19 protein-coding genes and 1 pseudogene are annotated in these 25,517 nt (G+C 65.8%); 9 read left to right on the plus strand and 11 right to left on the minus strand.

Annotation, left to right across the window (positions count from 1 at the left end; translation table 11 throughout):
• Positions 1–59: 59 nt before the first annotated feature.
• The 5 genes from WN72_RS03545 to WN72_RS03565 all read right to left on the minus strand — a co-directional run bounded on the left by WN72_RS03545 (position 60) and on the right by WN72_RS03565 (position 5,673).
• Positions 60–1,424 (minus strand): MATE family efflux transporter, encoded by a 1,365-nt coding sequence (locus tag WN72_RS03545; RefSeq protein WP_092219251.1) that lies wholly within the window; start codon positions 1,422–1,424, stop codon positions 60–62.
• A gap of 1 nt (position 1,425) precedes the next feature.
• On the minus strand, positions 1,426–2,160 hold the full coding sequence (locus tag WN72_RS03550; RefSeq protein ID WP_092219249.1) for an MBL fold metallo-hydrolase: 735 nt from the start codon (positions 2,158–2,160) through the stop codon (positions 1,426–1,428).
• Between the two features lie 31 nt (positions 2,161–2,191).
• Positions 2,192–2,494: a DUF6460 domain-containing protein gene (locus tag WN72_RS03555; RefSeq protein ID WP_027564775.1), complete on the minus strand. Its 303-nt coding sequence runs from the start codon at positions 2,492–2,494 to the stop codon at positions 2,192–2,194.
• A gap of 267 nt (positions 2,495–2,761) precedes the next feature.
• Positions 2,762–4,639 carry an ATP-dependent DNA ligase gene (locus tag WN72_RS03560; protein WP_092219247.1) on the minus strand — a complete coding sequence of 626 codons (1,878 nt, stop codon included), beginning with the start codon at positions 4,637–4,639 and terminating at the stop codon, positions 2,762–2,764.
• A complete protein-coding gene (locus tag WN72_RS03565; RefSeq protein WP_092219322.1) occupies positions 4,636–5,673 on the minus strand; it encodes a ligase-associated DNA damage response exonuclease in 1,038 nt (345 codons plus the stop codon). The genes WN72_RS03560 and WN72_RS03565 overlap by 4 nt, the downstream gene beginning before the upstream one ends.
• A gap of 200 nt (positions 5,674–5,873) precedes the next feature.
• Between WN72_RS03565 and WN72_RS03570 the strand changes: the two genes are divergently transcribed.
• The gene (locus WN72_RS03570) at positions 5,874–6,800 is read left to right on the plus strand and encodes a class I SAM-dependent DNA methyltransferase (RefSeq protein WP_092219245.1); all 927 of its coding nucleotides are present in this window, start codon (positions 5,874–5,876) and stop codon (positions 6,798–6,800) included.
• Positions 6,801–6,858: 58 nt separating this feature from the next.
• On the opposite strand, the gene WN72_RS46560 is transcribed toward WN72_RS03570, so the two are convergent.
• Positions 6,859–7,050, minus strand: coding sequence for a hypothetical protein (locus tag WN72_RS46560; protein ID WP_244553941.1), 192 nt, complete (start codon positions 7,048–7,050; stop codon positions 6,859–6,861).
• On the opposite strand from WN72_RS46560, the pseudogene WN72_RS03575 reads away from it, so the two are divergent.
• The 4 genes and pseudogenes from WN72_RS03575 (at position 6,983) to WN72_RS03590 (ending at position 12,539) form a co-directional block, all read left to right on the plus strand.
• Positions 6,983–8,145: pseudogene (locus WN72_RS03575) on the plus strand (ABC transporter substrate-binding protein). The gene WN72_RS46560 and the pseudogene WN72_RS03575 sit on opposite strands and share 68 nt — an antisense overlap.
• A 226-nt stretch (positions 8,146–8,371) precedes the next feature.
• Positions 8,372–10,948: a ligase-associated DNA damage response DEXH box helicase gene (locus tag WN72_RS03580; protein ID WP_092219243.1), complete on the plus strand. Its 2,577-nt coding sequence runs from the start codon at positions 8,372–8,374 to the stop codon at positions 10,946–10,948.
• 119 nt (positions 10,949–11,067) lie between these two features.
• Positions 11,068–11,766, plus strand: coding sequence for a ligase-associated DNA damage response endonuclease PdeM (pdeM, locus tag WN72_RS03585; RefSeq protein WP_027564769.1), 699 nt, complete (start codon positions 11,068–11,070; stop codon positions 11,764–11,766).
• Between the two features lie 341 nt (positions 11,767–12,107).
• Positions 12,108–12,539, plus strand: a complete 432-nt coding sequence (locus WN72_RS03590) for a hypothetical protein (protein ID WP_027564768.1) — start codon at positions 12,108–12,110, stop codon at positions 12,537–12,539.
• A 112-nt stretch (positions 12,540–12,651) separates the two neighbouring features.
• Here WN72_RS03590 and WN72_RS03595 read toward each other — a convergent pair whose 3' ends face one another.
• Entirely contained in the window at positions 12,652–13,428 is a 777-nt protein-coding gene (locus tag WN72_RS03595; RefSeq protein WP_035730473.1) for a DUF2865 domain-containing protein, read from the minus strand.
• Between the two features lie 246 nt (positions 13,429–13,674).
• The gene (pyrE, locus tag WN72_RS03600) at positions 13,675–14,238 is read right to left on the minus strand and encodes an orotate phosphoribosyltransferase (RefSeq protein WP_018647906.1); all 564 of its coding nucleotides are present in this window, start codon (positions 14,236–14,238) and stop codon (positions 13,675–13,677) included.
• Between the two features lie 183 nt (positions 14,239–14,421).
• Between pyrE and WN72_RS03605 the strand changes: the two genes are divergently transcribed.
• Complete coding sequence (locus WN72_RS03605; protein ID WP_092219241.1) at positions 14,422–15,048, plus strand: glutathione S-transferase family protein; 627 nt, start codon at positions 14,422–14,424, stop codon at positions 15,046–15,048.
• Positions 15,049–15,209: 161 nt separating this feature from the next.
• Here the strand turns inward: WN72_RS03605 and WN72_RS03610 are convergent, their stop codons facing one another.
• The 3 genes from WN72_RS03610 to WN72_RS03620 form a co-directional block, all read right to left on the minus strand.
• The gene (locus tag WN72_RS03610; RefSeq protein ID WP_092219239.1) at positions 15,210–15,845 is read right to left on the minus strand and encodes a LysE family translocator; all 636 of its coding nucleotides are present in this window, start codon (positions 15,843–15,845) and stop codon (positions 15,210–15,212) included.
• 275 nt (positions 15,846–16,120) lie between these two features.
• Positions 16,121–19,201 (minus strand): DNA polymerase I, encoded by a 3,081-nt coding sequence (gene polA / locus WN72_RS03615; RefSeq protein WP_092219237.1) that lies wholly within the window; start codon positions 19,199–19,201, stop codon positions 16,121–16,123.
• Between the two features lie 244 nt (positions 19,202–19,445).
• The gene (locus tag WN72_RS03620) at positions 19,446–20,513 is read right to left on the minus strand and encodes an acyltransferase family protein (RefSeq protein ID WP_092219235.1); all 1,068 of its coding nucleotides are present in this window, start codon (positions 20,511–20,513) and stop codon (positions 19,446–19,448) included.
• A 192-nt stretch (positions 20,514–20,705) separates the two neighbouring features.
• On the opposite strand from WN72_RS03620, the gene WN72_RS03625 reads away from it, so the two are divergent.
• From WN72_RS03625 to WN72_RS03635, 3 genes are all read left to right on the plus strand, one after another.
• The gene (locus tag WN72_RS03625) at positions 20,706–22,022 is read left to right on the plus strand and encodes a UDP-glucose dehydrogenase family protein (protein WP_028146477.1); all 1,317 of its coding nucleotides are present in this window, start codon (positions 20,706–20,708) and stop codon (positions 22,020–22,022) included.
• A 149-nt stretch (positions 22,023–22,171) separates the two neighbouring features.
• The gene (hrpB, locus tag WN72_RS03630; RefSeq protein ID WP_167381211.1) at positions 22,172–24,646 is read left to right on the plus strand and encodes an ATP-dependent helicase HrpB; all 2,475 of its coding nucleotides are present in this window, start codon (positions 22,172–22,174) and stop codon (positions 24,644–24,646) included.
• Between the two features lie 317 nt (positions 24,647–24,963).
• Positions 24,964–25,476 carry a TIGR02281 family clan AA aspartic protease gene (locus WN72_RS03635; RefSeq protein ID WP_027561575.1) on the plus strand — a complete coding sequence of 171 codons (513 nt, stop codon included), beginning with the start codon at positions 24,964–24,966 and terminating at the stop codon, positions 25,474–25,476.
• The last annotated feature ends 41 nt before the right edge of the window (positions 25,477–25,517 follow it).

Consider the following 25,517-nt stretch of genomic DNA (forward strand, 5'->3'; position numbering starts at 1 on the left):
ACCTTCCGCGAATCCCACTCTCACCGTCCCTGCGGAGACTCCCCCTCATCCCAACCTTCTCAGAGCGAGCTCTGCTCGTCTCGCCCCCGCAAGCGGGGAGAAGGGGAAGAAAACGTCGCCCTGTACAGCGCCGGATACCTTGCGCCCTGCAAGCCGCCGCGCGCGATGTAGAACGCGATCAGCGCGCACCACAGCCCGGCGTTGCCTAGAGATTGCAGCGCCAGCCAGGTGCCGAGGAAGATCCCGAGCGAAGCCAGCATCAGGTTGCGCATCTCGCGCGCCCAGGTCGCGCCGACATAGATGCCGTCAAAGCCGAAGGCGAACACGCCGGGGATCGGTGCGAGCACAATGAACGGCAGAAAATCGCGCGCGGCGCGGCGAACGTCCTCGCTCGCGGTCATGAAGTTGATGATGTTCTGGCCGAACAGTGCGAATACCACCGCGACGACCATCGCAAAGCCGAGGCCCCACGAGAGCACCAGCCGGGTCGAATCCGCAAAACCCTTTGCGTCGCGCGCACCGAAGGTGCGGCCGCAGAGCTGCTGGGCCGCATTGGCAAGGCCATCGAGGAAGAAGGCGCTGACCAGCAGGAAATTGTTGAGCACGGAATTCGCCGCCAGCGTGACGTCGCCGGCGCGCGCGCCCTTGGCGGTGAAGAACAGGAACACGGTGATCAGCGCCGCGGTGCGGACCAGGATATCGGAATTCACCGCCAGCATCCGCATCAGCTTGGCGCGGTCGAACAGCGTCGCGCGGGGAACGGCAAAGCCGCCATGCGCATAGCGCCGGCAAACGACGATGCCGAGCGCGAAACCGACGCCCTCCGACAGCAGCGCGGCGATCGCCGCACCGGCGATGCCGGTGTCGTAGACGAGCACCAGCAGGATCGTCGCCGCCATATTGATGAGGTTGATGACGACCTGGAGCGCGAGCGCCGGATTGGCGCGGGCCTGCCCGACCAGCCAGCCGAGGATGACGTAGTTGGCGAAGGCGAACGGCGAGGACCAGATCCGAATCATGAAATAGGTTTTTGCCGCGTGCGTGACGCCCGCGCTGCCGCCCATCAGGTCGAACAGCACGGCGGCCAGCGGCAATTGCAGCGCGATCAGTGCCGCACCGATCAGCCCTGCGACGATGAAGCCGCGCACCAGGATCACGGTCTGCTCGCGCGTTTCGCCCGCGCCGAGCGCCTGCGCGGTGAAGGCGAGCGTGCTCATGCGCAGGAAGCCGAACAGCCAGAACAGGCAGTCGAAGATCACGGAGGCCATCGCGACGCCGCCGAGCAGGGCGGCATCGTCGAGCCGCCCGATCGCCGTGGTCGAGACCACGCCGATCAGCGGCGTCGTCAGGTTCGCGACCATCGCGGGACCGGCGATGGCGAACACCTGGCGGCTGCCGATCTTGAGGGGGACGGGCGCGTGCATGTCAGAGCACGAGCACCATGCCGTCTTCAGCGGCGAGGTGCTCGATGTCGCCCAGGCGCGACAGCACGTCGTCGCTCATATGGGTGAGGACGAGGCGTTTTGCGCCGATGGCGGGGAGGTGCTGTTCCAAGGTCTTCAGGCTGAGATGGTTCTTGACCACCTTCTCGTACATATAGGCCTCGGCAATGAAAAGGTCCGCGCCATGCGCCAGCGGAATGAGCGCCCCCGTCCATTCGGTGTCCGCGCTGTAGGCGAGCGTGCGGCCCTCGGCCTCGACGCGGTAGGCGAGGAAGGGACCGCCGGATTCGCCGTGCACGACGGGGTAGGGCGTCACCGTCACCGCGCCAAAGCTTCGGCTTTGCTCCGGTGCGAGCGCGACGATGTTGAGCTCGAAGCGCTGTTTTGTCTTCGAGGAATGCTCGAACAGTGCCTCCATCACCTGCGCCAGCCGTGCCTCGATACCCTCAGGCCCCGCGATCGTCAGCGGCCTCGTCCGCCGCGAGAATTGTGCGTCGAGCAGAAAGAACGGCAGGCCGGCGAAATGGTCGCCGTGGAAATGCGTGATGAGGATGAGATCGATCTCGTTACGGTCGATCTTGAGCCGCTTCAGTGCCGGCAGAGCCGACGCGCCGCAATCAATCAGGAAGTTCGCCGTGCGACCCGAGATATGGAAGCAGGTGTTGAGCCTGCCGCTGGAACCGAAGGCGTCACCGCAGCCGACGAAACGCAGTTGCATCGGCTGCGGGCTCCCTGAGTACGACCCGGACTTAGCGGCGCGGCGCGCCGAAGATGCGCGAGAGCAGCCAGATCGGGATCACGATGACCGCGCCGAGCAGGAAGTAGCGCCACAGCCAGTTCACCGCATCGAAGCCGAGATCCCAGAGCCGCTGGAACAGCAAGCGAATGCTGTAGATGATATTCCAGGGATCGAAGCCGATTGCAGCGAGCACGACGCCGACCAGGATCGAGAGCAGGACCAGCCGAAACGCGACCGCCAGCGGCGAGCCGCCGAGAAAGCGGTGCAGGCCGTCGCTGCGGCCGGCCGGCAAATCTCTGACGTCTTGGACCATCGCAAACTCCTCGGGCGGATTCGATCCCATTATAGGGCACGGCGGGGGACATGGGGAACCCGTGAGGGGGCGTCAATCGGGTTACGGGAGTTTAATTCGGGCAAGCGCGTGCCGCAGGCTGGCTGCAACCTCTCCCGCTTGCGGGAGAGGTCGGCGTGCAGCACCGGGTGAGGGCTCTCTCCTCTGGGGGAATCCCACTGCGGAGACACCCTCTCCCCAACCCTCTCCCGCAAGCGGGAGAGGGAGCGCACTACCTTCGTGGCGGCATCACGCCTCAATCTCCGCCGCCTCCGCCTTCAACATCCTCTCCAGCGTTTCCAGCCTGTCCGCCTCACGCGGCGGCTTGTCCCAGCGCAGGCGGCTGATGCGGGGAAAGCGCATCGCGACGCCGGATTTGTGCCGCGGTGAGCGCTGCAGCCCCTCGAACGCGACCTCCAGCACCAGCCCCTTGTCCGCCTCGTGCACGACATGGCGCACGGGGCCGAATTTTTCCGTGGTGTTGCGGCGGACGAAGCGGTCGATCTGCAAGAGCTCCTCGTCGGTGAAGCCGAAATAGGCCTTGCCGACCGGCACCAGCTCGTCGCCGCTCTCGCCTTCGGTCCAGACGCCAAACGTGTAATCGGAGTAATAGGATGAGCGCTTGCCGTGGCCGCGCTGCGCATACATCAGCACGGCGTCGATGATGTGCGGATCGCGCTTCCACTTCCACCACTGGCCCTTCGGCCGTCCCGGCAGATAAGGCGCATCGCGCCGCTTCAGCATCACGCCTTCGACCGCGTCCGCATCCTCGCCGGCGCCAGCGCTCGCGGGATCGGCGCGCGCGGCGGTCAGTGCCTCCCAGCTTGCAAAAGGAACGGTCGGCGAGAGATCGATGCGGGGATCGTCGAGCTTGCTGATGAACGTCTCCAGCCGTTCGCGCCGCTCCGCGAAGGGCAATTCGCGCAGATCGTTCTCGTCGTCGCCGAGCAGATCGTAGGCGCGCAAATGGATTGGAAACTCCTTGATCAGTTTTGGCGAGACGACCTTGCGGTTGAGTCGCTGCTGCAGGACGTTGAAACTCTGCACGCGGCCTTCGCGCAGGATCAAGAGCTCGCCGTCGATCGCGCCGGGCAGCCGCAGCGACGGCACGAGATCGGGAAAGCTTCCCGTGATGTCCTCGCCAGTGCGCGAATAGAGCCGCGCGGTGATGTGGCCGCGGTCGTCGCGGCCGGCCACCGCCTGCACGCGGATGCCGTCCCATTTCCATTCGGCGATGTAGTCGGCGGGATCGAGACTTTGGAAATCCGCGTCCTCGATCGCGTGCGCCAGCATCACGGGCCGGAACGGTGCGGGATCGCGATTGACCGGCTTGTCGGCGCGTCCTTCCAGCCAGGCGAACAGGTCGAGATAGGGCGGCGCAAGGCCTGGCCAGATCAATTCGACCTCATGCGGGTCCTTGTCGCCGAGCGCTGCGGCGGCAGTCTTCGCCAGCCGCGCGGAGATGCCGATGCGCAGCGCGCCGGTGACGAGCTTCAAGAGCGCCCAGCGGCCGGTTTCATCCAGCTCGTCGAGCCAGCGTTCGAGCTGCTTTGGCAGCTCGGTCTTGCCGAGTGTGCGGAGCGTGGTGACGACTTCGGTCAGCGTCGGTGGGGGAGGGTTGTTGTGGTTGCTTGGGTGAAGCGCATCGCTGGCATCTCGCCCGCGGTACCCCTCTCCCTGACCCTCCCCCGCAAGGGGGGAGGGAACGGTGAGAGCGGTGCGTCCATCACGCGATGATTCACTGTCAGTCGTCGCGTTCAATAGCTGCCGCGCACGCAACTGCGCTCCCTCCCCCCTTGCGGGGGAGGGCGGGGGAGAGGGGTGGCCCGGAAAAGACTCGCCATGACCAAGCACTCGCCGAGGCCACATCAGCGCGACTGTCTCCGAGAGGTCGCCGACATAGTCGTAACTCAACCCGAACAGCACCTCATCTGTCCGCGAGGCGATGAGGTCGCGGATCAGCGCTGGCTTGGCATGCTTGAAGCTCAGCGCGCCGGTGAGTGCGGCCAGTGCAAAGCCGCGGTCGGGATCGCCGACCTCGCGAAAATAGCCGGTGATCAGCCGCAGCTTGTTGTTGCGGCCGGGCTCGTAGGCGAGGCGGTCGAGAAGCTCGGCGAAGCGGTTCATGCCTCGGCCTCATCGGCAGTCGGCGTCTCGCTCTCCTCCTCGTCGCCATAGCCGACGAGATCGAGCGGCCGTGCGCGAAGTCCTTGCGTCTTGCACCAATGCACCAGCGCATCTTCCTGGCCGTGGGTGACCCAGATCTCGCCTGCGCCGGTCGCCGTGATTGTCGCGGTGAGACCGTCCCAGTCGGCGTGGTCGGAGATCACCAGCGGCAATTCGACGCCACCCTGCCGCGCCCGGGCGCGCACGCGCATCCAGCCCGAGGCGAAGGCGGTGACAGGGTCGGGGAAGCGCCGCGTCCAGATATCCGACGTGGCCGAGGGCGGCGCCAGCGTGATGGTGCCGGCGAGCGCTGCCTTCTTCACGCCCTTCACCGGCCTGAGCTCGCCGAGGTCGATGCCGCGGCTCTGATAATATTCGGTGATCTTCTCCATCGCGCCATGCAGATAGATCGGCGCATCAAAGCCGGCCTGCCGCAGCAGCGCGATCACGCGCTGCGCCTTGCCAAGCGAATAGGCGCCGACGAGATGGGCCCGCTCCGGAAACAGCGCGACGGAGGCCAGCAGCTTCTTCACCTCATCGGCCGCATTGCCGTGCCGGAATACCGGCAGGCCGAACGTCGCCTCGGTGATGAAAACGTCGCAAGGCACGAGCTCGAACGGCGTGCAGGTCGGGTCGGGCGCGTCCTTGTAGTCGCCGGAGGCGACGATGCAGGTGTCCTTGCAGGTCACCGCGATCTGCGCCGAGCCCAGCACATGGCCGGCCGGGTGAAACTTGACCTTGACGTCGTCCAGCCTGATCTCCTCGCCATAGCGGATGACTTGCGTCGAGCCGGCGAAATTCTCGCCATAGCGTAGCCGCATCATATCCAGCGTTTCCTGCGTCGCCAGCACGGCGCCATGGCCGGCGCGGGCATGGTCGGAATGGCCGTGGGTGATCACGGCCCGCTCGACCGGACGGACAGGATCGATGTGGAAGCCGCCGGGCTTGCAGCACAGGCCGGCAGCAGCTGGCAGCAGGATGTCTTGCGGACGCATGGAGGTCATATAGGCAGCGGTGCCCCGATATTCACCCGTCATGCGCGGGCTTGCCGTCTCCGCTAGGCTTCGCCGGCCCAGTAGTGTAAAAGCCCGCCGAAGCTAATTAGCGGAGGCGGGACCCGCGCATCCATCCTCTTAAAGAGTTGCTTTTTTGATGGATTGCCGGGGAAGCTCGGCAATGACGAGCCAAGTTCCCGATGCCCCTCCGCCTTTTCCTGACCTCCGGCGATCTCATGGCCGACCGCCGTTTCGAGTTTGCGCGCGACCTCCAGCTCAAGGGCGACCTGCCCGCCGCCGCCGACCTGCTGGAGCAGGCGATCGAGCTTGCACCCAATTTCACCTCGGCCTGGTTCACGCTCGGCGAGATCCGCCAGCAGCTCGGCGAGCGTGACAAGGCGATCGAAGCCTTCCGCAAGGCGCGCGCCTCCGATCCGGAGGATCAGCACGGCGCCGGCCTGCATTTGATGCGGCTCCGCGACACTGGGATGGCGGAGATGCCGAAAGCCTATGTGCAGGCGCTGTTCGACCAGTACGCGCCGCGCTTCGAGCACGCGCTGATCAACGACCTCGGCTACCGCGCGCCTGCATTGATCTTCAAGGCGGTGCTGGCCGCGCGCGTCGCCGCGAAGAAGCCGGCCTTCTTCAAGCGCACCATCGATCTCGGTTGCGGCACTGGCCTAGCGGCCGCGGCCTTCGCCAAACAGGTCGACCATTTCATCGGCATCGATCTTTCGCCCGGCATGATCAAGGAGGCGCGCGCCACCGGGCTCTATGCCGAGCTCGAAGTCGCCGACATGATCGAAGGCCTGCGCACCAAGGCTGACGCGAGCGCGAACCTCGTCGTCGCCGCGGACGCGTTCGTCTATCTCTCCGATCTCGCGGCTGTTCTCACTGAAGCGAGGCGCGCGCTCGTATCCGGCGGCGTGCTCGCCTTCACGCTGGAGACGCATGACGGCAGCGGCATCGTGCTCGGCGAAGGTCTGCGCTATGCCCATTCGGCGGAATATGTCCGCGGCGCCATTGCGAAAGCCGGGCTCAAGCTTCTCACACTGGAGCCGGCCTCGCCGCGCAACGAGAACAACGAGCCGGTGCGCGGCCTCGTCGTCGTCGCCGAGAAAACTTGAGTCTAGGCGCTGCAACTCGCGTGATTTGAGCGTCATTGCGTCGCAAAGCGACGACTTCCTACTTGCGAGCGATGCTGCCTTCCCAGCACAATGCGCGCACCAGGGAGAAAACAACAATGACCAAGAATCCATCGCGGCGCGATTTCAGCGCCGGCGCGCTCGCCACCATCGCCGCCTCCACCTTGCCCGCGCCGTATGTCTGGGCCGCGGAGAAGAAATACGATGCGGGTGCCAGCGATACCGAGATCAAGATCGGACAGACCGTGCCGCATTCCGGTCCCGGCTCGCTCTACGGCGTGCTCGGGCGTATCGGTGAAGCCTATTTCCAGATGCTGAACGAGAAGGTGGCATCAACGGACGCAAGATCAAATTCCTCACCATGGACGATGCCTATAGCGCACCGAAATGCGTCGAGGCGACACGGCGCCTGGTCGAGCAGGAGGAAGTGCTGGCGCTCTACGGCTCGCTCGGCACCGCGCCGCAGACCTCCGTGCACAAATACCTGAACTCCAAGGGCGTGCCGCAGCTGTTGCTGAACACCGGCGCGTCGAAGTGGAATAACCCGAAAGAGTTCAAATGGACGATGGCGGGCCTGCCGCTCTATCCGACCGAGGCGCGCATCCTGGCCCGGCACGTCGTTGCCGTGAAGCCGAATGCCAAGATCGGCATCCTCTACCAGAACGACGATTTCGGCCGCGACTTCCTCGGGCCGTTCAAGAAGGTGCTGGCTGACGCCGGCGGCACCGCGCAGGTGATCATGGAGCAGACCTATGATCTCACCGATCCCACGGTCGATTCCCAGCTCATCAATCTCTCGAAGTCGGGCGCCGACGTCTTCTACAACATCACCACCGGCAAGGCGACGTCGCAGTCGATCCGCAAAGTCGCCGAGCTCGGCTGGAAGCCGTTGCAGCTGCTGTCGGCCGGCTCGACCGGCCGCTCGATCCTCAACGCCGCGGGCCTCGAGAACGCCACCGGCATCGTCGCCATCCGCTACAACAAGGAGGTCGGCCTGCCCAAATGGGAGAAGGACCCCGACGTGATGGCGTTCGAGGAGCTGCGCAAGAAGTACATGCCGACCATCGACCCCGACAACACCATCGCGTTTGCCGGCTACGGCCAGGCCGTCACCATGGGCGAGATCCTGCGCCGCTGCGGCGACGACCTCACCCGCGCCAACGTGCTGAAGCAGGCCTCCAACCTCAAAGGCTTCCATTCGCCCTATTTCCTCGACGGCGTCACCTATGACTACACGCCCGAGGACTACACGCCGATGAAGACGCTCTTCATCTCGACCTTCAGCGGCAAGGATTGGGACATCTCCGACAAGCCGATGTCGGAGTAGGAAAGGGCAGCGTACGCTGCTGTCTCTTCCCCTCTCCCCGCTTGCGGGGAGAGGGTAGGGTGAGGGGGAGCCTCCGCGGGGACGGAGGCAGCTGCCCTTGCGGAGACTCCCCCTCACCCGGAATTCGCGCTGTCGCGCAAATTCCGGCCTCTCCCCGCAAGCGGGGAGAGGCGAAGGAAAGCCCACCCCCTCGACGAACCCAGCCCCACGGCTTACCTGTGATGCCGTGCCGCCCCGCATCCTCAAAATCCCGGCCGAGCCGGCCACGCTGCTGCCCGACCGCTTCAACGCGTGGTTCGCGGCCCGCGGCTGGTCGCCGCGTGAGCATCAGCTCGCGCTGCTGGAGAAGGCACGCGAAGACCGTTCCGCGCTCTTGATCGCGCCTACCGGCGCCGGCAAGACGCTGGCTGGATTTTTGCCGACGCTGGTGGAGCTCTCGGCGCAGCCGGTCGAACGCAACGCCGGCGCCAAGCAAAACCTCGTCTCCACCGGCCGCACCGTGCAACGCACCGGCGGCCTGCACACGCTCTACATCTCCCCGCTCAAGGCGCTTGCCGTCGACATCGCACGCAACCTCGAGAGGCCGATCGCCGAGATGGGGCTGCCGATCAAGGTCGAGACCCGCACCGGTGATACGCCAGTGTCGCGGCGCCAGCGGCAGCGGCGTTATCCGCCGGATGTCCTGCTGACGACTCCGGAGCAGCTCGCACTCTTGCTCTCCTCCGATGACGCGCCCTTCCTGTTCGGCTCACTCAAGCGCATCGTGCTCGACGAGCTGCACGCGCTGGTGACATCCAAGCGCGGCGATCTGCTCTCGCTGGGCCTTGCGCGCCTTTGGCGCCTCGCGCCGCAGATGCGCGCGATCGGCCTGTCGGCGACGGTGGCCGAGCCGGACCAGCTTGCGCGCTTCCTGGTGCCGCAGCCCGAAGGCAAGGAGGTCGCAGCCGACATCGTCGTCGCCGGCGGCGCCGCGCCGCCAGAGGTCGAGATGCTCGATACCCGCGAGCGGCTGCCCTGGGCGGGCCACAGCGCGCGCCACGCGCTCCCCGAGATCTACGAGCTGATCAAGGCGAACAAGACCACGCTGGTCTTCGTCAACACCCGCAGCCAGGCCGAGATGCTGTTCCAGAATCTCTGGAGCATGAATGACGACGGCCTTGCCATCGCGCTGCATCACGGCTCGCTCGACGTCGCACAGCGGCGCAAGGTCGAGGACGCGATGTCGGCGGGACGCCTGCGCGGCGTGGTCTGCACCTCCTCGCTCGACCTCGGAGTCGACTGGGGCGATGTCGATCTCGTCGTCAATATCGGTGCGCCCAAGGGATCCTCGCGCCTGATGCAGCGCATCGGCCGCGCCAATCACCGTCTCGACGAGGCCTCGCGCGCGGTGCTGGTGCCGGCCAACCGGTTCGAGGTGCTGGAGTGCCGCGTCGCCATCGACGCCATCGCCGAGAACGCGCAGGACACGCCACCCTTGCGCACCGGCGCGCTCGATGTGCTCGCCCAGCACGTGCTCGGCTGCGCCTGCGGCGAGCCGTTTTTCAGCGACGAGCTTTATGGCGAAGTCCGCACCGCCGCGCCCTACGCAAACCTGTCGCGGCAGGATTTCGACGACGTCGTCGATTTCGTCGCCTCCGGCGGCTACGCGCTGAAAACCTATGAGCGCTTCGCCCGCATCAAGCAGGACAAGGAGGGCCGCTGGCGCGTCGCCAATCCCAAGGTGCGGCAGAGCTACCGGATGAATGTCGGCACTATCGTCGAGGACGACATGCTGAAGGTGCGGCTGGTACGCTCGCGCAGCGGTGGAACGGGGTCGACCGGCGTGATCGCGCGCGGCGGCCGGTTGCTCGGCGAGATCGAGGAGGCCTTCATCGAGGGTCTCAGCCCCGGCGACACCTTCGTGTTCAGCGGCGAGGTGGTGCGTTACGAGACCCTGGTCGAGGACCAGGTCTATGTCTCGCGTGCGCATGACAAGGACCCCAAGGTGCCGTCCTATATGGGCGGCAAGTTCCCGCTCTCGACCTATCTTGCCGAACGCGTCCGCCGCCTGCTCGACGATGGCCGCGCATGGAAGGGCTTGCCGGAGCAGGTGCGCGACTGGCTGTCGCTGCAGAAGGACGTCTCGCGCGTGCCAGCGGTGCGCGAGCTCCTCGTCGAGAGCTTTCCGCGCGCCAACAAGCATTACATCGTCTGCTATCCCTTCGAAGGCCGCCTCGCGCATCAGACGCTCGGCATGCTGCTGACGCGGCGGCTTGAGCGCGCCCGCGCGCGGCCGCTTGGCTTCGTCGCCAATGAATATGCGGTGGCGATCTGGGGGCTCGGCGATCTCTCTTTCATGATCCGGGACGGCCGGATCGACCTCAACGCGCTGTTCGCCCCCGACATGCTCGGCGATGACCTCGAGGCCTGGCTCGCCGAATCCGCGCTGATGAAGCGCACGTTCCGCAACTGCGCCATCATCTCCGGCCTGATCGCGCGTCGCCACACCGGCGAAGAGAAGAGCCGCCGCCAGGTGCTGTTCTCGACCGATCTCGTCTACGACGTCCTGCGGAAACATCAGGCCGATCACGTCCTGCTGCGCGCCGCCCGCGCCGATGCCGCCACCGGCCTGCTCGACCTGCGCCGCCTCGGCGACATGCTCGCTCGCATCCAGGGCCGCATCACCCACCGGGAACTCGACCACGTCTCCCCGCTCGCCGTCCCCGTGATGCTGGAAATCGGCCGCGAGTCAGTCTATGGCGAAGCTGCAGACGAGCTGTTGGCGGAGGCCGCCGACGAGCTTGTCAAAGAGGCGATGTCGTAGACGGCAAGAATGTATTTTCGGGGCACAACTCTCTCCACACCGTCATGCCCGGGCTTGACCCGGGCATCCACGTCTTCCTTGCAGCGGCAAGAACGTGGATGGCCGGGACAAGCCCGGCCATGACGGAGAACGTTGCGCTATCGATCTCTTTGACCCGCACCCTGGACGTGGCCGGCATCTCGCTCCACACCGATCTCTCCGGCGCGCTGTTCTGGGAAGAGCAGCGCCTGCTGATCGTCTCCGATCTGCATCTGGAGAAAGGCTCCAGCTTTGCCACGCGTGGCGTGTTGCTGCCTCCTTACGACACGCTGGCAACGCTGAGCCGTCTCGCTGCTGTCATCTCCTGCCACAACCCACGCACCGTCATCGCGCTCGGCGACAGCTTTCACGATCGCACCGCGCATGAACGATTGTCCGCTGACGACCGCGATGCCGTCGCCGCGCTCCAGACCGGCCGCGACTGGATCTGGATTTCTGGCAATCACGATCCCATGCTGCCGCGCGATCTCGGCGGCACCGTCGCCGACGAAGTCGCGATCGGCCCGATCACGTTCCGCCACGAGCCGACCGGAGCGCATGGCGAGATCGCCGGCCATCTGCATCCGAAGGCCCGCGTCTCCGCGCGCGGCCGTTCGATGGAGCGGCGCTGCTTTGCCAGCGACGGGATGCGCGCCGTGATGCCGGCCTTCGGCGCCTATGCCGGCGGCCTCAGCATCCGCGACGCGGCGTTCGCAAAGATTTTTCCGAAGAACGGTTTCGTCGCCCATCTGCTCGGCGACCGCCGCGTCCACGCGATCGCGGCCTCGCGCTGTTATTGAGTTCCCGCGCCTTCGCGAACCGAAATTGGGACAGCGCTACATTCGGTATTTATCCGGAGTCGCCGAAGTTGATTGCGACCTCTAACTTGGCTGCTGCCGGGGCTGGAATTTCGCATCCCGAACAAGAATTGCAACCGGCAAGGGGTCGTCGCAAGGCGGCCCCTTTCGATTCCCGCATCCGCAGTCGGGGATTCGAGCACCTGCATTTCGGGCGGCCACACACAACATCGCCGCTGTTCTGGAACAAATTAAGAACACTTTAGCAAGTCTTTGATATATCATTGTGATTCGGCACGTTGCCGACACAATATCTAGCGTCTGTCAGACTCTGCGAGGACTACATGTCCAACATTGCCTTTGATCAGTTTGCCCTCACCCGGATCGCCGATTTCGCGCGCTCGCTGTCGCGGCTGCATCAGACGGCGCGGCGCTTTGCCGTCGATGACGACCAGTTTGACCGCGAGTTCAACGCGGTGTGCCAGTCGATCTGGGGCTACACCATCGACGACATCAGCGACGATCTGTTTTCGCCCGAGGATCATCTGTTCCTCGATACGCTCGACGAAGCGCATGCGCGCATCTTCGCGGCCGAGCAGGGCTACGACCTCGTGGACGAGGCCGGCATGCTGACGGACTGGTGGGGCTTCTGCTGGATGATCCTGGCCGAGCAGCGCGGATTGCTGACGGCCGAGAACCGCGCCGCCGCACGCGCGGCGATCGAGGAGAAGTATCTGGCCGCGCCGAATGTGATCGGGGTGATTATCGGGAGGTGACCCGTCATTCCGGGGCATCGCGCCGCGATGAAGGTGCGCAATTGCGCACCTGAGAAGCTGGAGATTCCGGGTTCGACGCTGACGCATCGCCCCGGAATGACAACTCTTTCTGCTAATCCAATCCCGCCCGCTTCGCCGGCTTCTGCGTCTTCGGCACCGTCACGTCAGGCAGCGCCTCGCGCACGATCTCGGCCGGGGCCGGCGCATCCGCCGACACCGTTTCGGCGCGCACCGGCGCCACCTTCATCTCGCCGAGGCGGGCGCGGACCTGCGCGGTGAGACCGGGATAGGAGGCGACCGGCGTGAAGTCCGCGGCCTGGTCGTTGCCGACGCGGATACCGGTATAGGCGACGAGGCCGTCACTGGTCGCGATCACGTCGCCGGCCTTCAGCGAGGAGTCCAGCGCCAGATCGACCGGCGCGAGGCCGACCGGCTCGCGGCCGTTGCAGGTGCAGTCCGACCGCAGCGCCTTGCGATAGGCAAATGCGTTCTCGCTGTCGGCGTAGCGTTCGCCGGTCTGCGAATATGCGCCGTCGATCGAGGAGCCGAAATAGACCTTGGTCGCGGTCGCGGGACAGAATGCCTGACACATCTGCGCGGGCGAGGCGAGCCCGCGCATCAGCGGAAAATATTTGCCGTCGCAGCTGCGCACGCAGAACGCAGGGCCGGAGCCGCCGGCCGCCGCCGAGCGTGTCGGCGGCACATATTGCGGGTTTGCGGCGTTCTGCTGGCCGGTGAAGGGGTCGGAGTAGGAGCTCGCCTGCTGCGGCACGTCACGCTGCGGCCGCTGCTGCTGCAGGCCGCCGAAGAAGAAGTCGAACAGGCCTTCGGCCGAAACCGGGGCGGGAGCCGCGAGCATTGGAGCCGCAAGGAGGCTGGCTACCAGCATGGCGCGACGCTGCCGCCGCGTATGGGACAAGTGTGTACGCAATGCTCACTCCACCCGACGCTACTGAACCGGCCGAAACCTTTGAGGTCGCAGCACGCGATTCACCATAGTGCGCGATGGTAAATGAGCAGTTGAGCAGAGGCGGTTTCAAGACGAGGTGGTGGCCTCTTCAAGGCCATGCGCAGCTTTCGAACGATCGTTGCTTCCGGGACACGCCCGGGCATGCGGCCAAGAATGTTCCGGAGCTTACGCCTTCAAAAATTCCGACGCCTTGTACAGCGAGCGGAACGGCAGGCCGGCCGCACCGAACGTGTCGGTGGCGCCTTCCTCGCGGTCGACCATGGTCAGCACCAGCACGACTTCGGCGCCGGTCTCGCGCACGGACTCCACCGCCTTCATCGCCGAGCCGCCTGTCGTGGTGACGTCCTCGACGATGACGACGCGCTTGCCAGCCAGCGTCTCGCCCTTGGGCAGGCCTTCGATCGCGAGCTTGGCGCCATGCTCCTTCGGCTTCTTGCGCACGAAGAACGCCGCGATCGGGTGGCCCTTGATCCAGGAGATCTGCGCCAGCGCGCCCGCGAGCGGCACTGCGCCCATCTCGAGCCCGCCGATGAAATCGAGCTGGTCGTCCTTCAGCGCCTCATAGGTGAGCTCGGCGAGCAGGGTCGCGCCCTCGGGGTCGAGCATGGTCGGCTTGAGGTTGAAGTAGAAATCGCTCTTGCGGCCCGACGCGAGCGTCACCTCGCCGCGACCGAAGGAGCGCCGGCGGATGATTTCGAACAGGCGGGCGCGGGAGGCGGATTTCGACACGGCGGTCCCTCGAACAGGGTTTTTGGAGGAGGCGGAATTTATCCGCGACGGCCACGACATTCCAGAGGGGGTATCCCCCGTCAACAGGGATCGGCCATCCCGGTCCGCCGGTTGTGGGGGTGCAGGCGCTGAGGTAGTTGGATGCCGGATATCCCGGGGAAGGAACGAGCAAGGAAATAGGGCATGACGATCGAGCTGCACACCTGGAACACGCCGAACGGCCGCAAGATCTCGGTCGCGCTGGAGGAAATGGGGCTGCCCTACAGGGTGGTCCCGGTGAACATCACCAAGGGCGAGCAGATGGCGCCCGGGTTTCTGAAGCTCTCGCCCAACAACAAGATTCCCGCAATCCTCGACCCCGAGGGTCCCGACGGCAAGCCGGTCAGCATCTTCGAGTCCGGCGCGATCCTGCTTTATCTCGGCGAAAAGACCGGCAAATTCCTGCCGAAATCACTTTCGGCGCGTATCCCCGTCTATGAATGGCTGATGTGGCAGATGGGAGGTTTCGGCCCGATGCCCGGCCAGGTGCATCATTTCATCGCGCTCGAGAACGAGCAGGACCGCGCCTACGGCCTGAAGCGGTACATGGCCGAGACCCGCCGGCTCTACGGCGTGCTCGACCGCCAGCTCGATGGCCGCGACTTCGTCGCCGGCGACCTCTCGGTTGCCGATTTCGCCATCCTGGGCTGGGCCTGGCGTCACCCTCGCCACAAGGTTGAGCTGGCCGACTTCCCCAACGTCAAGCGCTGGTACGAGGCGCTGATGGCGCGCCCGGCGGTGAAGCGCGGGATGGACGCCAAGCTGGATTGAGGGTTGATCTTCTCCCTCTCCGCGTTCTTACGGGGAGAGGGTTGGGGTGAAGGGCCTCTCTCCGCGCGTGAGGTCGAGGAGGGACCTGTACCCCCTCACCCGAATTCGACCTGCAATCGAATTCGACCTCTCCCCGCAAGCGGGGAGAGGTGAAAAGACCCTCACACTTTCTTCGCTTCCACCGCCATCCGTACCGCGAGCCCGGCCAGCACCGTGCCCATCAGCCAGCGCTGCACCACCATCCAGCTCGGCCGGTTCGCCAGAAACTGCGCGATCGAACCTGCGGCGAGCGCGATCATCGCATTGACGCTGACGCTGATCGCGATCTGGATCGTGCCCAGCACCACCGACTGCGTCAGCACGCTGCCGGCGCTGGGATCGATGAACTGCGGCAGCAGCGCCAGATACAGCATCGCGATCTTCGGATTGAGCAAATTGGTGACGAAGCCCATCGCGAACAATTTGCGCGGGCTGTCGATCGCAAGCTGCTTCACCTGGAACGGCGAGCGCCCGCCCGGCTTCACCGCCTGCCAGGCCAGCCACAACAGATAGCCGGCACCGGCAAAGCGCAGCGCGTCATAGGCGAAGGGAATCGCGAGCAAGAGCGCCGTGATGCCGAACGCCGCGCACAGCATGTAGAACACGAAGCCGAGCGCCACGCCGCCGAGCGAGACGATGCCGGCGGCCGGTCCCTGCGTGATCGAGCGCGAGATCAGGTAGATCATGTTCGGTCCGGGCGTGAACACGAGTCCAAGGCAGACGAGAGCGAAGCCGAGCAGGGCGGAGGTGTGGGGCATGGGTGAACCGGTGCGGGAGATGCAGTGGTTCTAATATGCGCGGGCGCGCGGGGCCATTGCGCAATTGCACGGAGGACAATTGAGTTTTCGTGTCCCGGACGCGGCACGACGTTCTTGCGCCGGTGCGCCCCCTCGCCCCGTTCTTACGGGGAGAGGGTTGGGGTGAGGGGCCTCTCTCCGCACGGGCGGTCGTCGATAGACCTGTACCCCCTCACCCGGATCACATCTGCGATGTGATCCGACCTCTCCCCGCAGGCGGGGAGAGGTAAAGAGATTCAATGCGCCTCGTCCCAATTGTTCGCGGCGCGCGCGTCGACATGCAGCGGGACCGACAGCAGCACCGCTGGGAACGGCGCGTCCTGCATGACGTGCTGCACGACCGGCAGCGTCTTCTCGACCTCGGCGTCCGGCACCTCGAAGATCAGCTCGTCATGCACCTGCAAGAGCATCTGCGCCGAGAGCTTCTTCTGCGCGAGAGCGTCCTCCACCCGCGTCATGGCGCGGCGGATGATGTCGGCCGCGGTGCCTTGCAGGCGGGCATTGATCGAGGCGCGTTCGTTGAAGGCGCGCACCGAGGCGTTGGAGGCCTTGATGTCGGGATAGTACATCTTGCGGCCGAACAGCGTCGTCACATAGCCGTTCTTGCGGCAGAATTCCTTGGTCTCGTCCATATAGGCGCGGATACCTGGGAAGCGCTCAAAGTACTTCTTGATGTAGGCGGAGGCTTCTTCGCGTGCGATGCCGAGCTGGTTGGCTAGCCCGAACGCCGAGATGCCGTAGATGATGCCGAAATTGATCGCCTTGGCGCGGCGGCGGATCTCGCTCGGCATGCCCTCGATCGGCACGCCGAACATTTCGGACGCCGTCATGGCGTGAATGTCGAGCCCATCGCGAAACGCCTGCTTCAGCACGGGAATGTCGGCGATCTCGGCGAGCAGCCGCAGCTCGATCTGCGAATAGTCGGCGGAAACGAGCTTGTTGCCCGGCGTCGCGATGAAGGCGCGGCGGATCTTTCGCCCGTCCTCGGTGCGCACCGGGATGTTCTGCAAGTTCGGCTCGTTCGACGACAGCCGGCCCGTGGTGGTCGCGGCCAGCGCGTAGGTCGTGTGCACGCGATGGGTCTGCGGATGGACGTAGGTCGGCAGCGCGTCGGTGTAGGTCGATTTCAGCTTCGAGACCTGACGCCACTCCAAGATCTTCTTCGGGAAGTCGTAGCCCTGCTCGGCGAGCTCGTCGAGCACCTGTGCGGTGGTCGACCACGCGCCGGTCTTGGTCTTGCTGCCGCCCGGCAATCCCATCTTGCCGAACAGGATGTCGCCGATCTGCTTGGGACTGCCGACATTGACCGGCTCGCCCGCGATCTCCTGGATCTCGGCCTCGACGCGCGCGGCGGTCTGGGCGAACTCGCCCGACAGCCGCGACAGCACCTGGCGGTCGATCGAGATGCCGCGCCGCTCCATGCGCGCGAGCACCGAGACCAGCGGCCGTTCCAGCGTCTCGTAGACGGCGGTCATGCGCTCCGCAACGAGGCGCGGCTTCAGCACGCGCCACACGCGCAGCGCCATGTCGGCGCCTTCCGCCGACAGAGGCGCCGCCTTGTCGATTGGCACCTGGTCGAAGGTGATCTTGCCCTTGCCGCTGCCGAGCAGCTCGCTCTCCTTCAGCATGGCGTGGCCGAACCAGCGCTCGGACAGCGATTCCAGCCCATGCGAGCCGCGGCCGGCGTCGAGCACATAGGAGATCAGCTGCGCATCGTCGATGCTGCGCAAGGTGATGCCGTGCTGCGCCAGCATCACGGCGCTGAACTTCGCGTCGAAGCCGATCTTGAGGATTCCCGGTGATTCCAGCACGGGGCGGAGCGCGTCGATCGCCTCGTCATGCTTGACCTGGTCGGGCGCTAGTCCCGCGTCGAACAGGCCGGCACCGCCGCCGGCCTGCTTGTGCGCCAGCGGCACGTAACAGGCCTCGTTCGGCGCCAACGCCAGCGCGACGCCGCAGAGATCGGCCTGCATCGGGTCGATGGAGTTGGCCTTGATCTCGATCGAGACCTGGCCGGCATCGTGGATGCGCGCGATGAAGGCGTTGAGCTCTTTGAGGCTCTTGACCGCCTGGTATTTGCTGCGGTCGACCGGAAGCTTGCGCAAGGCCTCCTCGCGCGCGGCCGCGAGCGAGATCGGCGCGCCCTTGAGGCTCGCCGTCTTGTCGCCCTTGTCGCCGCCCGTTGCCGTCTTTGCAGGGCCGCCGAACAGGTCGCCGGAGCTCTCGGGCGATTTCGCTTTCGCGCTCTCGCCGGCCCGCGCGCCGCTGCTGTTGCTGGCATCGGCGTCGACATTGGCGGGATCGATCTGGGAATAGTCGGCGACGCGGCGCGTCAACGTGGAAAATTCCATCGCCTTCAGGAAGGCGATCAGCTTGCGCGCGTCGGGCTCGTGCACCGCGAGATCGTCCAGCGGCACGTCCAGATCGACCTTGTCGTCGAGCAGCACCAGCTTGCGCGAGATCCGCGCCTTCTCGGCATTCTCGAGCAGCGCCTCGCGCCGCTTCGGCTGCTTGATCTCGCCGGCACGGAACAGCAGCTGGTCGAGGTCGCCATATTCGACGATCAGCTGCGCGGCGGTCTTGATGCCGATGCCGGGGACTCCCGGCACGTTGTCGGTGGAATCGCCGGCCAGCGCCTGCACCTCGACCACCTTCTCGGGCGGCACGCCGAACTTCTCGATCACCTCGGGGATGCCGATGCGGCGGTCCTTCATGGTGTCGTACATGGTGACGCAGTCGGTGACGAGCTGCATCAGGTCCTTGTCGGAGGAGACGATGGTCGCGCTCGCGCCGCGCTCGCAGGCCTGCCGCACATAGGTCGCGATCAGATCGTCGGCCTCGAAGCCGGCCTGCTCCAGGCAGGGCAGGTCGAAGGCGCGCACGGCTTCGCGGATCAGCGCAAATTGCGGGATCAGGTCGTCAGGCGCCGGCGGCCGGTGCGCCTTGTAATCAGCGTAGATCTTGTTGCGGAATGTGACTTCCGACTTGTCGAACACGATCGCCAGATGCGTCGGCCGGTTGTCCTCGGGCATGTCGCGCAAGAGCTTCCACAGCATGTTGCAGAAGCCGAGCACGGCATTGACCTGCAAGCCGTCCGACTTGCGGTTCAGCGGCGGCAGCGCGTGATAGGCGCGGAAGATGTAGCCGGAACCGTCGACCAGGAACACGTGGTCGCCCTTGCCAACCCCCTTCGCCGCAACCGGTTTGGCAGCAGCTGGCGCAGCGGCTTTGGTGTTGGCGGTGGCCGTGGCTTCCTTAGCCTTGGGCGCAGCCTTGGTGTCAGCTTTGGCGGTGGTCTTCGGGGATGTTTTGGGCATGGCCGCAATGTATGAATTTTTGCGGGTTTTGACAGCCTTGGAATTGGGATTTTTGGGCGGATTCCCACACCTCTCGTCGTCCCCGCGAACGCGGGGACCCCCGCGCGAGCGCTTGCGCTCGTCGCGATAACCACAGGGAGGAGTTTGGCGAAGGCTGACTGTGACTAGGCCGTCGTACGGAGACCGCGATCCATCGATAAATCGCGCGGTATGGGTCCCTGCGTGCGCAGGGACGACAGCGTGGCTACTCCGCCGCCTGCAACACCGGCCCCGCCTTCCTCGGCGCGATCCAGAACGCATCCGGACGCTCGAACAGGAAGTGCGCATTGAGCCGCAGCGCGACCTGCCAGATCGCGAGCGAACCGATCACGCCGACTATGGTCACAATCAGCGACACCGTGCCGATGTCGGGAATGACGCCGGTACGCAGGAGCAGCGTGCGGGTCGCCGCCATCGGCAGGAAGAAGGCGAGATAGATCACGATCGAATGCTCGCCGCAGAAGCGGAAGAAGTTCAGCCAATGCGCGCGCGCCAGCAATGTGCCCATCGTGATGATGGCACAGGCGCCGGCGAACCCGAGCACGAGCGAGACGATCTTCCACTCGCTGGCGCCAGCGGCGACGAGGCCGGCATTGACCAGTACCCAGGTCGCAAGTCCAGCGAGCGCCAGCGCGGGATGTTTCCGCGCGCGATCCGACAGCGCGAACACGTAAGGCGCGAACAGGTAACCCGAATAGAAGTAGACGAAGCGCGCGCAGAATTCGTCGATCGCGGTCCAGCCGGTTGCGATGCGCGCCGTCTCCAGCGCGGCGGCCATGATCCAGACCGCGAGCGGCGGGATTCGCCGTGTCAGTTTTGTGACGACGAAGAACACCGGCAGCAGATAGATGAACCACAGCGTGCCGAACGGCTCGATGAAGGATTCCAGATACAGCAGGCCGGCGTCACGCCAGCTCGATTCCGCGGCGAAGGCGGGCGCCTTGAAGCCGAACTGGATTGTCACCCAGACGACATAGAAATAGGCGAAATGCACCACCTTGCGATCGAGATAGGTTCGCCAGTCCCGATCGATCACCAGTGGCAGGAACAGGCCCGAGATCAGGAAGAAATCGGGCATCCGGAACGGCTTTGCGAAGGCCACCAGGACATGCATGAAACCGGTCTCGCCGGCGGCGAGCTCCACTCCCAGCACCGAGTGCATCATCACGACCATGATGATGCAGATGCCCTTGGCGTAGTCGACCCAGTCGACACGCCCGGCCGTCGGGGCCTTCGGGCTCCCGGTTGCGGCGATTGTGCCTGATGATGCCATGATGTCCCGTTTCGAGGCGTGTTCCGCCCGGCTCTGTGTGGGCGTGGGGCAGTTTGGATCCCAGTGGTTTCCGACTTCTTTACCGGTTCAAGTCGCGTGCCGGTTTTTGCATGCGGACTGTTCCCTCCCCATCGGAAAGTGCTAAACCGCCCCGAGTTGGGGTTTCGTTAACCAGCCAGAACAGGGTTTTTCATGCGAATCGCGATGATCGGCACGGGTTATGTGGGACTGGTATCCGGGGCCTGCTTTGCGGATTTCGGTCACGACGTCACTTGCGTCGACAAGGATGAGAAGAAGATCGCTAGCCTTCATCGCGGCGAGATCCCGATCTACGAGCCCGGGCTGGACGAGCTCGTTGCGAACAACGTCAAGGCCAAGCGGCTGGACTTCACCACCGATCTGTCGAAGCCGGTCGCCGAGGCCGACGCCGTGTTCATCGCGGTCGGCACGCCCTCGCGCCGCGGCGACGGCCACGCCGACCTGTCCTATGTCTATGCCGCCGCGAAGGAGATCGCGCAGGCGCTGTCCGGCTTCACCGTGGTGGTGACCAAGTCGACCGTGCCGGTCGGCACCGGCGACGAGGTCGAGCGCATCATCCGCGCGGCCAATCCGAACGCTGACGTCGTCGTCGCCTCCAACCCCGAATTCCTGCGCGAGGGCGCGGCGATCCGCGACTTCAAGTTCCCCGACCGCATCGTGGTCGGCACCAACGACGAGCGCGGCCGCAAGGTGATGGGCGACATCTATCGCCCGCTGTCGCTGAACCAGGCGCCGCTGATGTTCACCGCGCGCCGCACCGCGGAGATGATCAAATACGCCGCGAACGCGTTCCTGGCGACCAAGATCACCTTCATCAACGAGATCGCGGACCTGTCCGAAAAGGCCGGCGCCAACGTCCAGGAGGTCGCGCGCGGCATTGGCCTGGACAACCGCATCGGCACCAAATTCCTGCATGCCGGTCCCGGCTTCGGCGGCTCGTGCTTCCCGAAGGACACCAAGGCGCTGATCAAGATCGCGCAGGACCATGACGTGCAGCTGCGCATCGTCGAGTCCGTGCTGGCGGTCAACGAGAACCGCAAGCGCGCGATGGCGCGCAAAGTGAGCCAGGCGCTCGGCGGTAGCTTACGCGGCAAGACCATCGCGGTGCTCGGCCTCACCTTCAAGCCCGACACCGACGACATGCGCGATGCGCCGTCGATCCCGCTGGTGACCGGCCTGATCGACATGGGCGCGACGGTCAAGGCGTTCGACCCGGTCGGCATGGAGCAGGCCAAGGGCGAGCTGCCCAGCATCACCTATTGCGAGGACGCGTATTCGTGCGCGCAAGGCGCCGACGCGGTCGTCATCGTCACCGAATGGGTGCAGTTCCGCGCGCTCGATCTCGACCGGCTGAAGAGCGCCATGGCCCAGCCCATCGTCGTCGACCTCCGCAATATCTATCGCCCGGAAGAGATGGAGGCCGCGGGCTTCACCTACGAGAGCGTCGGGCGTCCGCCGGTGCAGGGCTGACGCTCCCACGACAGTGCATAATTCCGTCATGGCCGGGCTTGTCCCGGCCATTCACGTCTGTTTTCTAATCCAAGACGTGGACGCCCGGGACTTTTGTGCGAAGACGCGCTTCGCGCTTTTGCCCGGGCATGACGAACGGATAAAGCTATTTGCCTCGCACCTTCGACACCCCCCTCCCGATCGATGCCGTGCTCGACGACCTCTCGCGCACGCTGGAGGCGCATAACGCCGCCGTGTTGGTGGCGCCGCCCGGCGCCGGCAAGACCACGCGCGTGCCGCTGGCGCTGCTCGACGCACCCTGGGCGCAGAATAAGAAGATCATCGTGCTAGAGCCGCGCCGCATCGCCGCGCGCGCCAGCGCCGACCGCATGGCCAAATCGCTCGGCGAGCGCACTGGGGAGACCGTCGGCTACCGCGTCCGCTTCGGCTCGAAGATATCTCGCGCCACGCGCATCGAGGTCGTGACCGAAGGCATTTTCACCCGCCAGATCCTCGACGATCCCGAGCTCTCAGGCGTTGCCGCGATCCTGTTCGACGAATTCCACGAGCGTTCGCTCGATGCCGACATGGGCCTCGCGCTGGCCCGCGATGCGCAACTCGGCTTGCGCGAAGACTTGCGCATCCTCGTGATGTCGGCAACGCTCGACGGCGCCCGCGTCGCAAAGCTGCTCGGCGAGGGGCCCGTCGTCGAGAGCGAGGGCCGGGCGTTTCCGGTCGAGACGCGCTATCTCGGCCGCAAGGCGGACGCGCCGATCGAGCGGCAGATGGCGGATGCGATTGCCTCCGCGCTCCGCGCCGACAGCGGCTCGGTGCTGGCGTTCTTGCCGGGCGCCGCCGAAATCCGCCGCACCCAGAATTTCCTCGGCGAGCGCGTGCAGGACGCCAGCATCGAGATCGTGCCGCTGTTCGGCGCGCTCGACGCCGCCGTGCAGGATCGCGCCATTGCACCGGCGCCGAAGGGCACGCGCAAGGTCGTGCTAGCGACCTCGATCGCTGAGACTTCGCTCACCATCGAAGGCGTCCGCATCGTGGTCGATTCCGGTCTTGCCCGCGTGCCGCGCTACGAGCCCGACATCGGCCTGACCCGGCTCGAGACCGTGCGCGCCGCGCGTGCGGCGGTGGACCAGCGCCGCGGCCGCGCCGGCCGTACCGAGCCCGGCGTCTGCTACCGGCTCTGGGACGAGCCGCAGACGGCTTCGCTTGCGCCCTACACCCAGCCGGAGATCCTCAGCGCCGACCTGTCCTCGCTGGTGCTCGACCTCGCGCAATGGGGCGTCGCGGATCCTGCCGCGCTGTCATTCCTCGACCCGCCGCCGCAGCCGGCCTGGAAGGAAGCAAAAAGCCTGCTCAGCGAGCTCAACGCGCTCGATGGCGATGGCCGCATCACCGCGGAGGGCAAGAGCCTGCGCGCGCTGGCGCTGCCGCCGCGACTGGCGCGCATGATCGTGGATTCGCATCGCGCTGGCGAAGGCGAAGCCGCCGCCGAGATCGCGGCCATCATCACCGAACGTGGCCTCGGCGGCGACAGCGTCGATCTCGAGCACCGGCGCGACCAGTTTCGCCGCGACCGCTCGCCGCGTGCCGCCAGCGCGCGTGATCTGGCGCGGCGCTGGGCCTCGCAGGTGGCGGCCACAGAGAAAGCGGGTGAGCCGGACGATCTCTCCACCGGCCTGATGCTCGCCTATGCCTTCCCGGACCGTGTCGCACGCAACCGCGGCAATGGCAGTTTCGTGCTCGCCAATGGCCGCGGCGCTGCCGTGGAGCAGACGTCTTCGCTCGCCCGCGCGCCCTATATCGCGATCGGCGAGATGACGGGCACGGCCGCCAGCGGACGCATCCTGCTCGCCGCGCAGATCACGCAGGACGAGATCGAGCGCCATTTCGCCGAGCATATCGAGAGCGTCGACGAGATCACGTTCGACCGCGGCGCGATGGCGCTGCGTGCGCGGCGCAAGCGCGCGCTGCATGCGATCACGCTCTCCGAGGCGACACTCGCCGTGTCGCCCTCGGAGGACACCGCGCGCATTTTTGCCGACGGGCTGATCGCGGTGGGCCTCGACCGGCTGCCCTGGTCGAAGGCCGCCAAACAATGGCGCGACCGCGTGATGTTCCTGCGCAAGGCCGAAGGCGAAAGCTGGCCCGATCTGTCGGGCGACGGGCTGATCGCGCGGCGCGACGATTGGCTGGTGCCGGCGCTCTACGACAAGATCGCGCTCAAGGACATCTCGCCGGGCGATCTCTCCGACGCATTGATGGCGCTATTGCCATGGGAGATGCGCGCGCGGCTCGACCGCGAAGCGCCGACGCATTTTGAGGCGCCGACCGGCAGCGTGCTCGCGATCGACTATGAGGCGGAGCAGGGGCCGACCATCGCGGTGCGGCTACAGGAATTGTTCGGCCTCAACACCCATCCCTCGATTGCCGCCGGCAAGGTGCCGCTAGTGCTGGAGCTGCTGTCGCCGGCGCAGCGCCCGGTCCAGGTGACGCGCGATCTGCCCGGCTTCTGGCGCGGCAGCTATGCCGCGGTCCGCTCCGACTTGCGCGGCCGCTACCCGCGCCATCCCTGGCCGGACGATCCCGCCAGCGCCGTGCCGACAAGACGCGCGAAGCCGCGCGGGACGTGAGATGCGGTCTCCCTCGCCCGCAGGCGGCAGGGCGATCGCGTTTGAACATTCTCGTCATGCCCGGGCTTGTCCCGGGCATCCACGTTCTTTGTGCTGCATGGCAAGACGTGGATGGCCGGGACAAGCCCGGCCATGACGTTGTGGAGACTGTCGGCGCCCCGAGCGCACGATGCGTAGCCTGCGGGAAGAGGTTCAAGCTTCCGCATTAACCGTTCGCTCATCCTTTTCGTCAAAATGGCACCGCTCTGCCCGCGGCGTCGCTCGCGGGCGGGCGTGTGGCGTGGTGAAATCGGGCTTTCCGGCTCGGAAGTGGTGTGATGCGTAACATTATGATCATCGCGGCCGTCATGATCGGCCTTGGCACCTTCATGGCGCAGATGGCGGACAAGATGAGCTCGGCGTCCGCGACCTCCGCGCCGCGCACGACGGTCGCTCTTGCGGCCACGGCGCCGGCCGGCGGCCGCACGCTCAACATCCCGCGCGATGGCCGCGGTCATTTCCAGACCGAGGGCCGGATCGAGGGCCAGCGCATCGGCTTCATGGTCGACACCGGCGCTTCCGTCGTCGCGCTGAACGAGACCTCTGCGGCCCGCTTCGGCCTGCGCCCGTCGCGCAGCGAGTACAACGCCACCGTCTCCACCGCCAACGGGACCATCAAGGCCGCGCGCACCCGCATCGCCATGCTTGATGTCGGCGGCCTCGTCGTGCGCGACGTCGATGCCATGGTGCTTCCCGACGAGGCGCTGTCGGAGAACCTGCTCGGCCTCTCCTTCCTGTCCCGCCTCAAGCGCTTCGAATACGCCAACGGCCAGATGGTGCTGGAGCAGTAGGCACGCGCCTCCATCCACCGGCCTGACGGCGAAGCGAAGCC

The organism is Bradyrhizobium arachidis (assembly GCF_015291705.1).
Taxonomy (GTDB): domain Bacteria; phylum Pseudomonadota; class Alphaproteobacteria; order Rhizobiales; family Xanthobacteraceae; genus Bradyrhizobium; species Bradyrhizobium arachidis.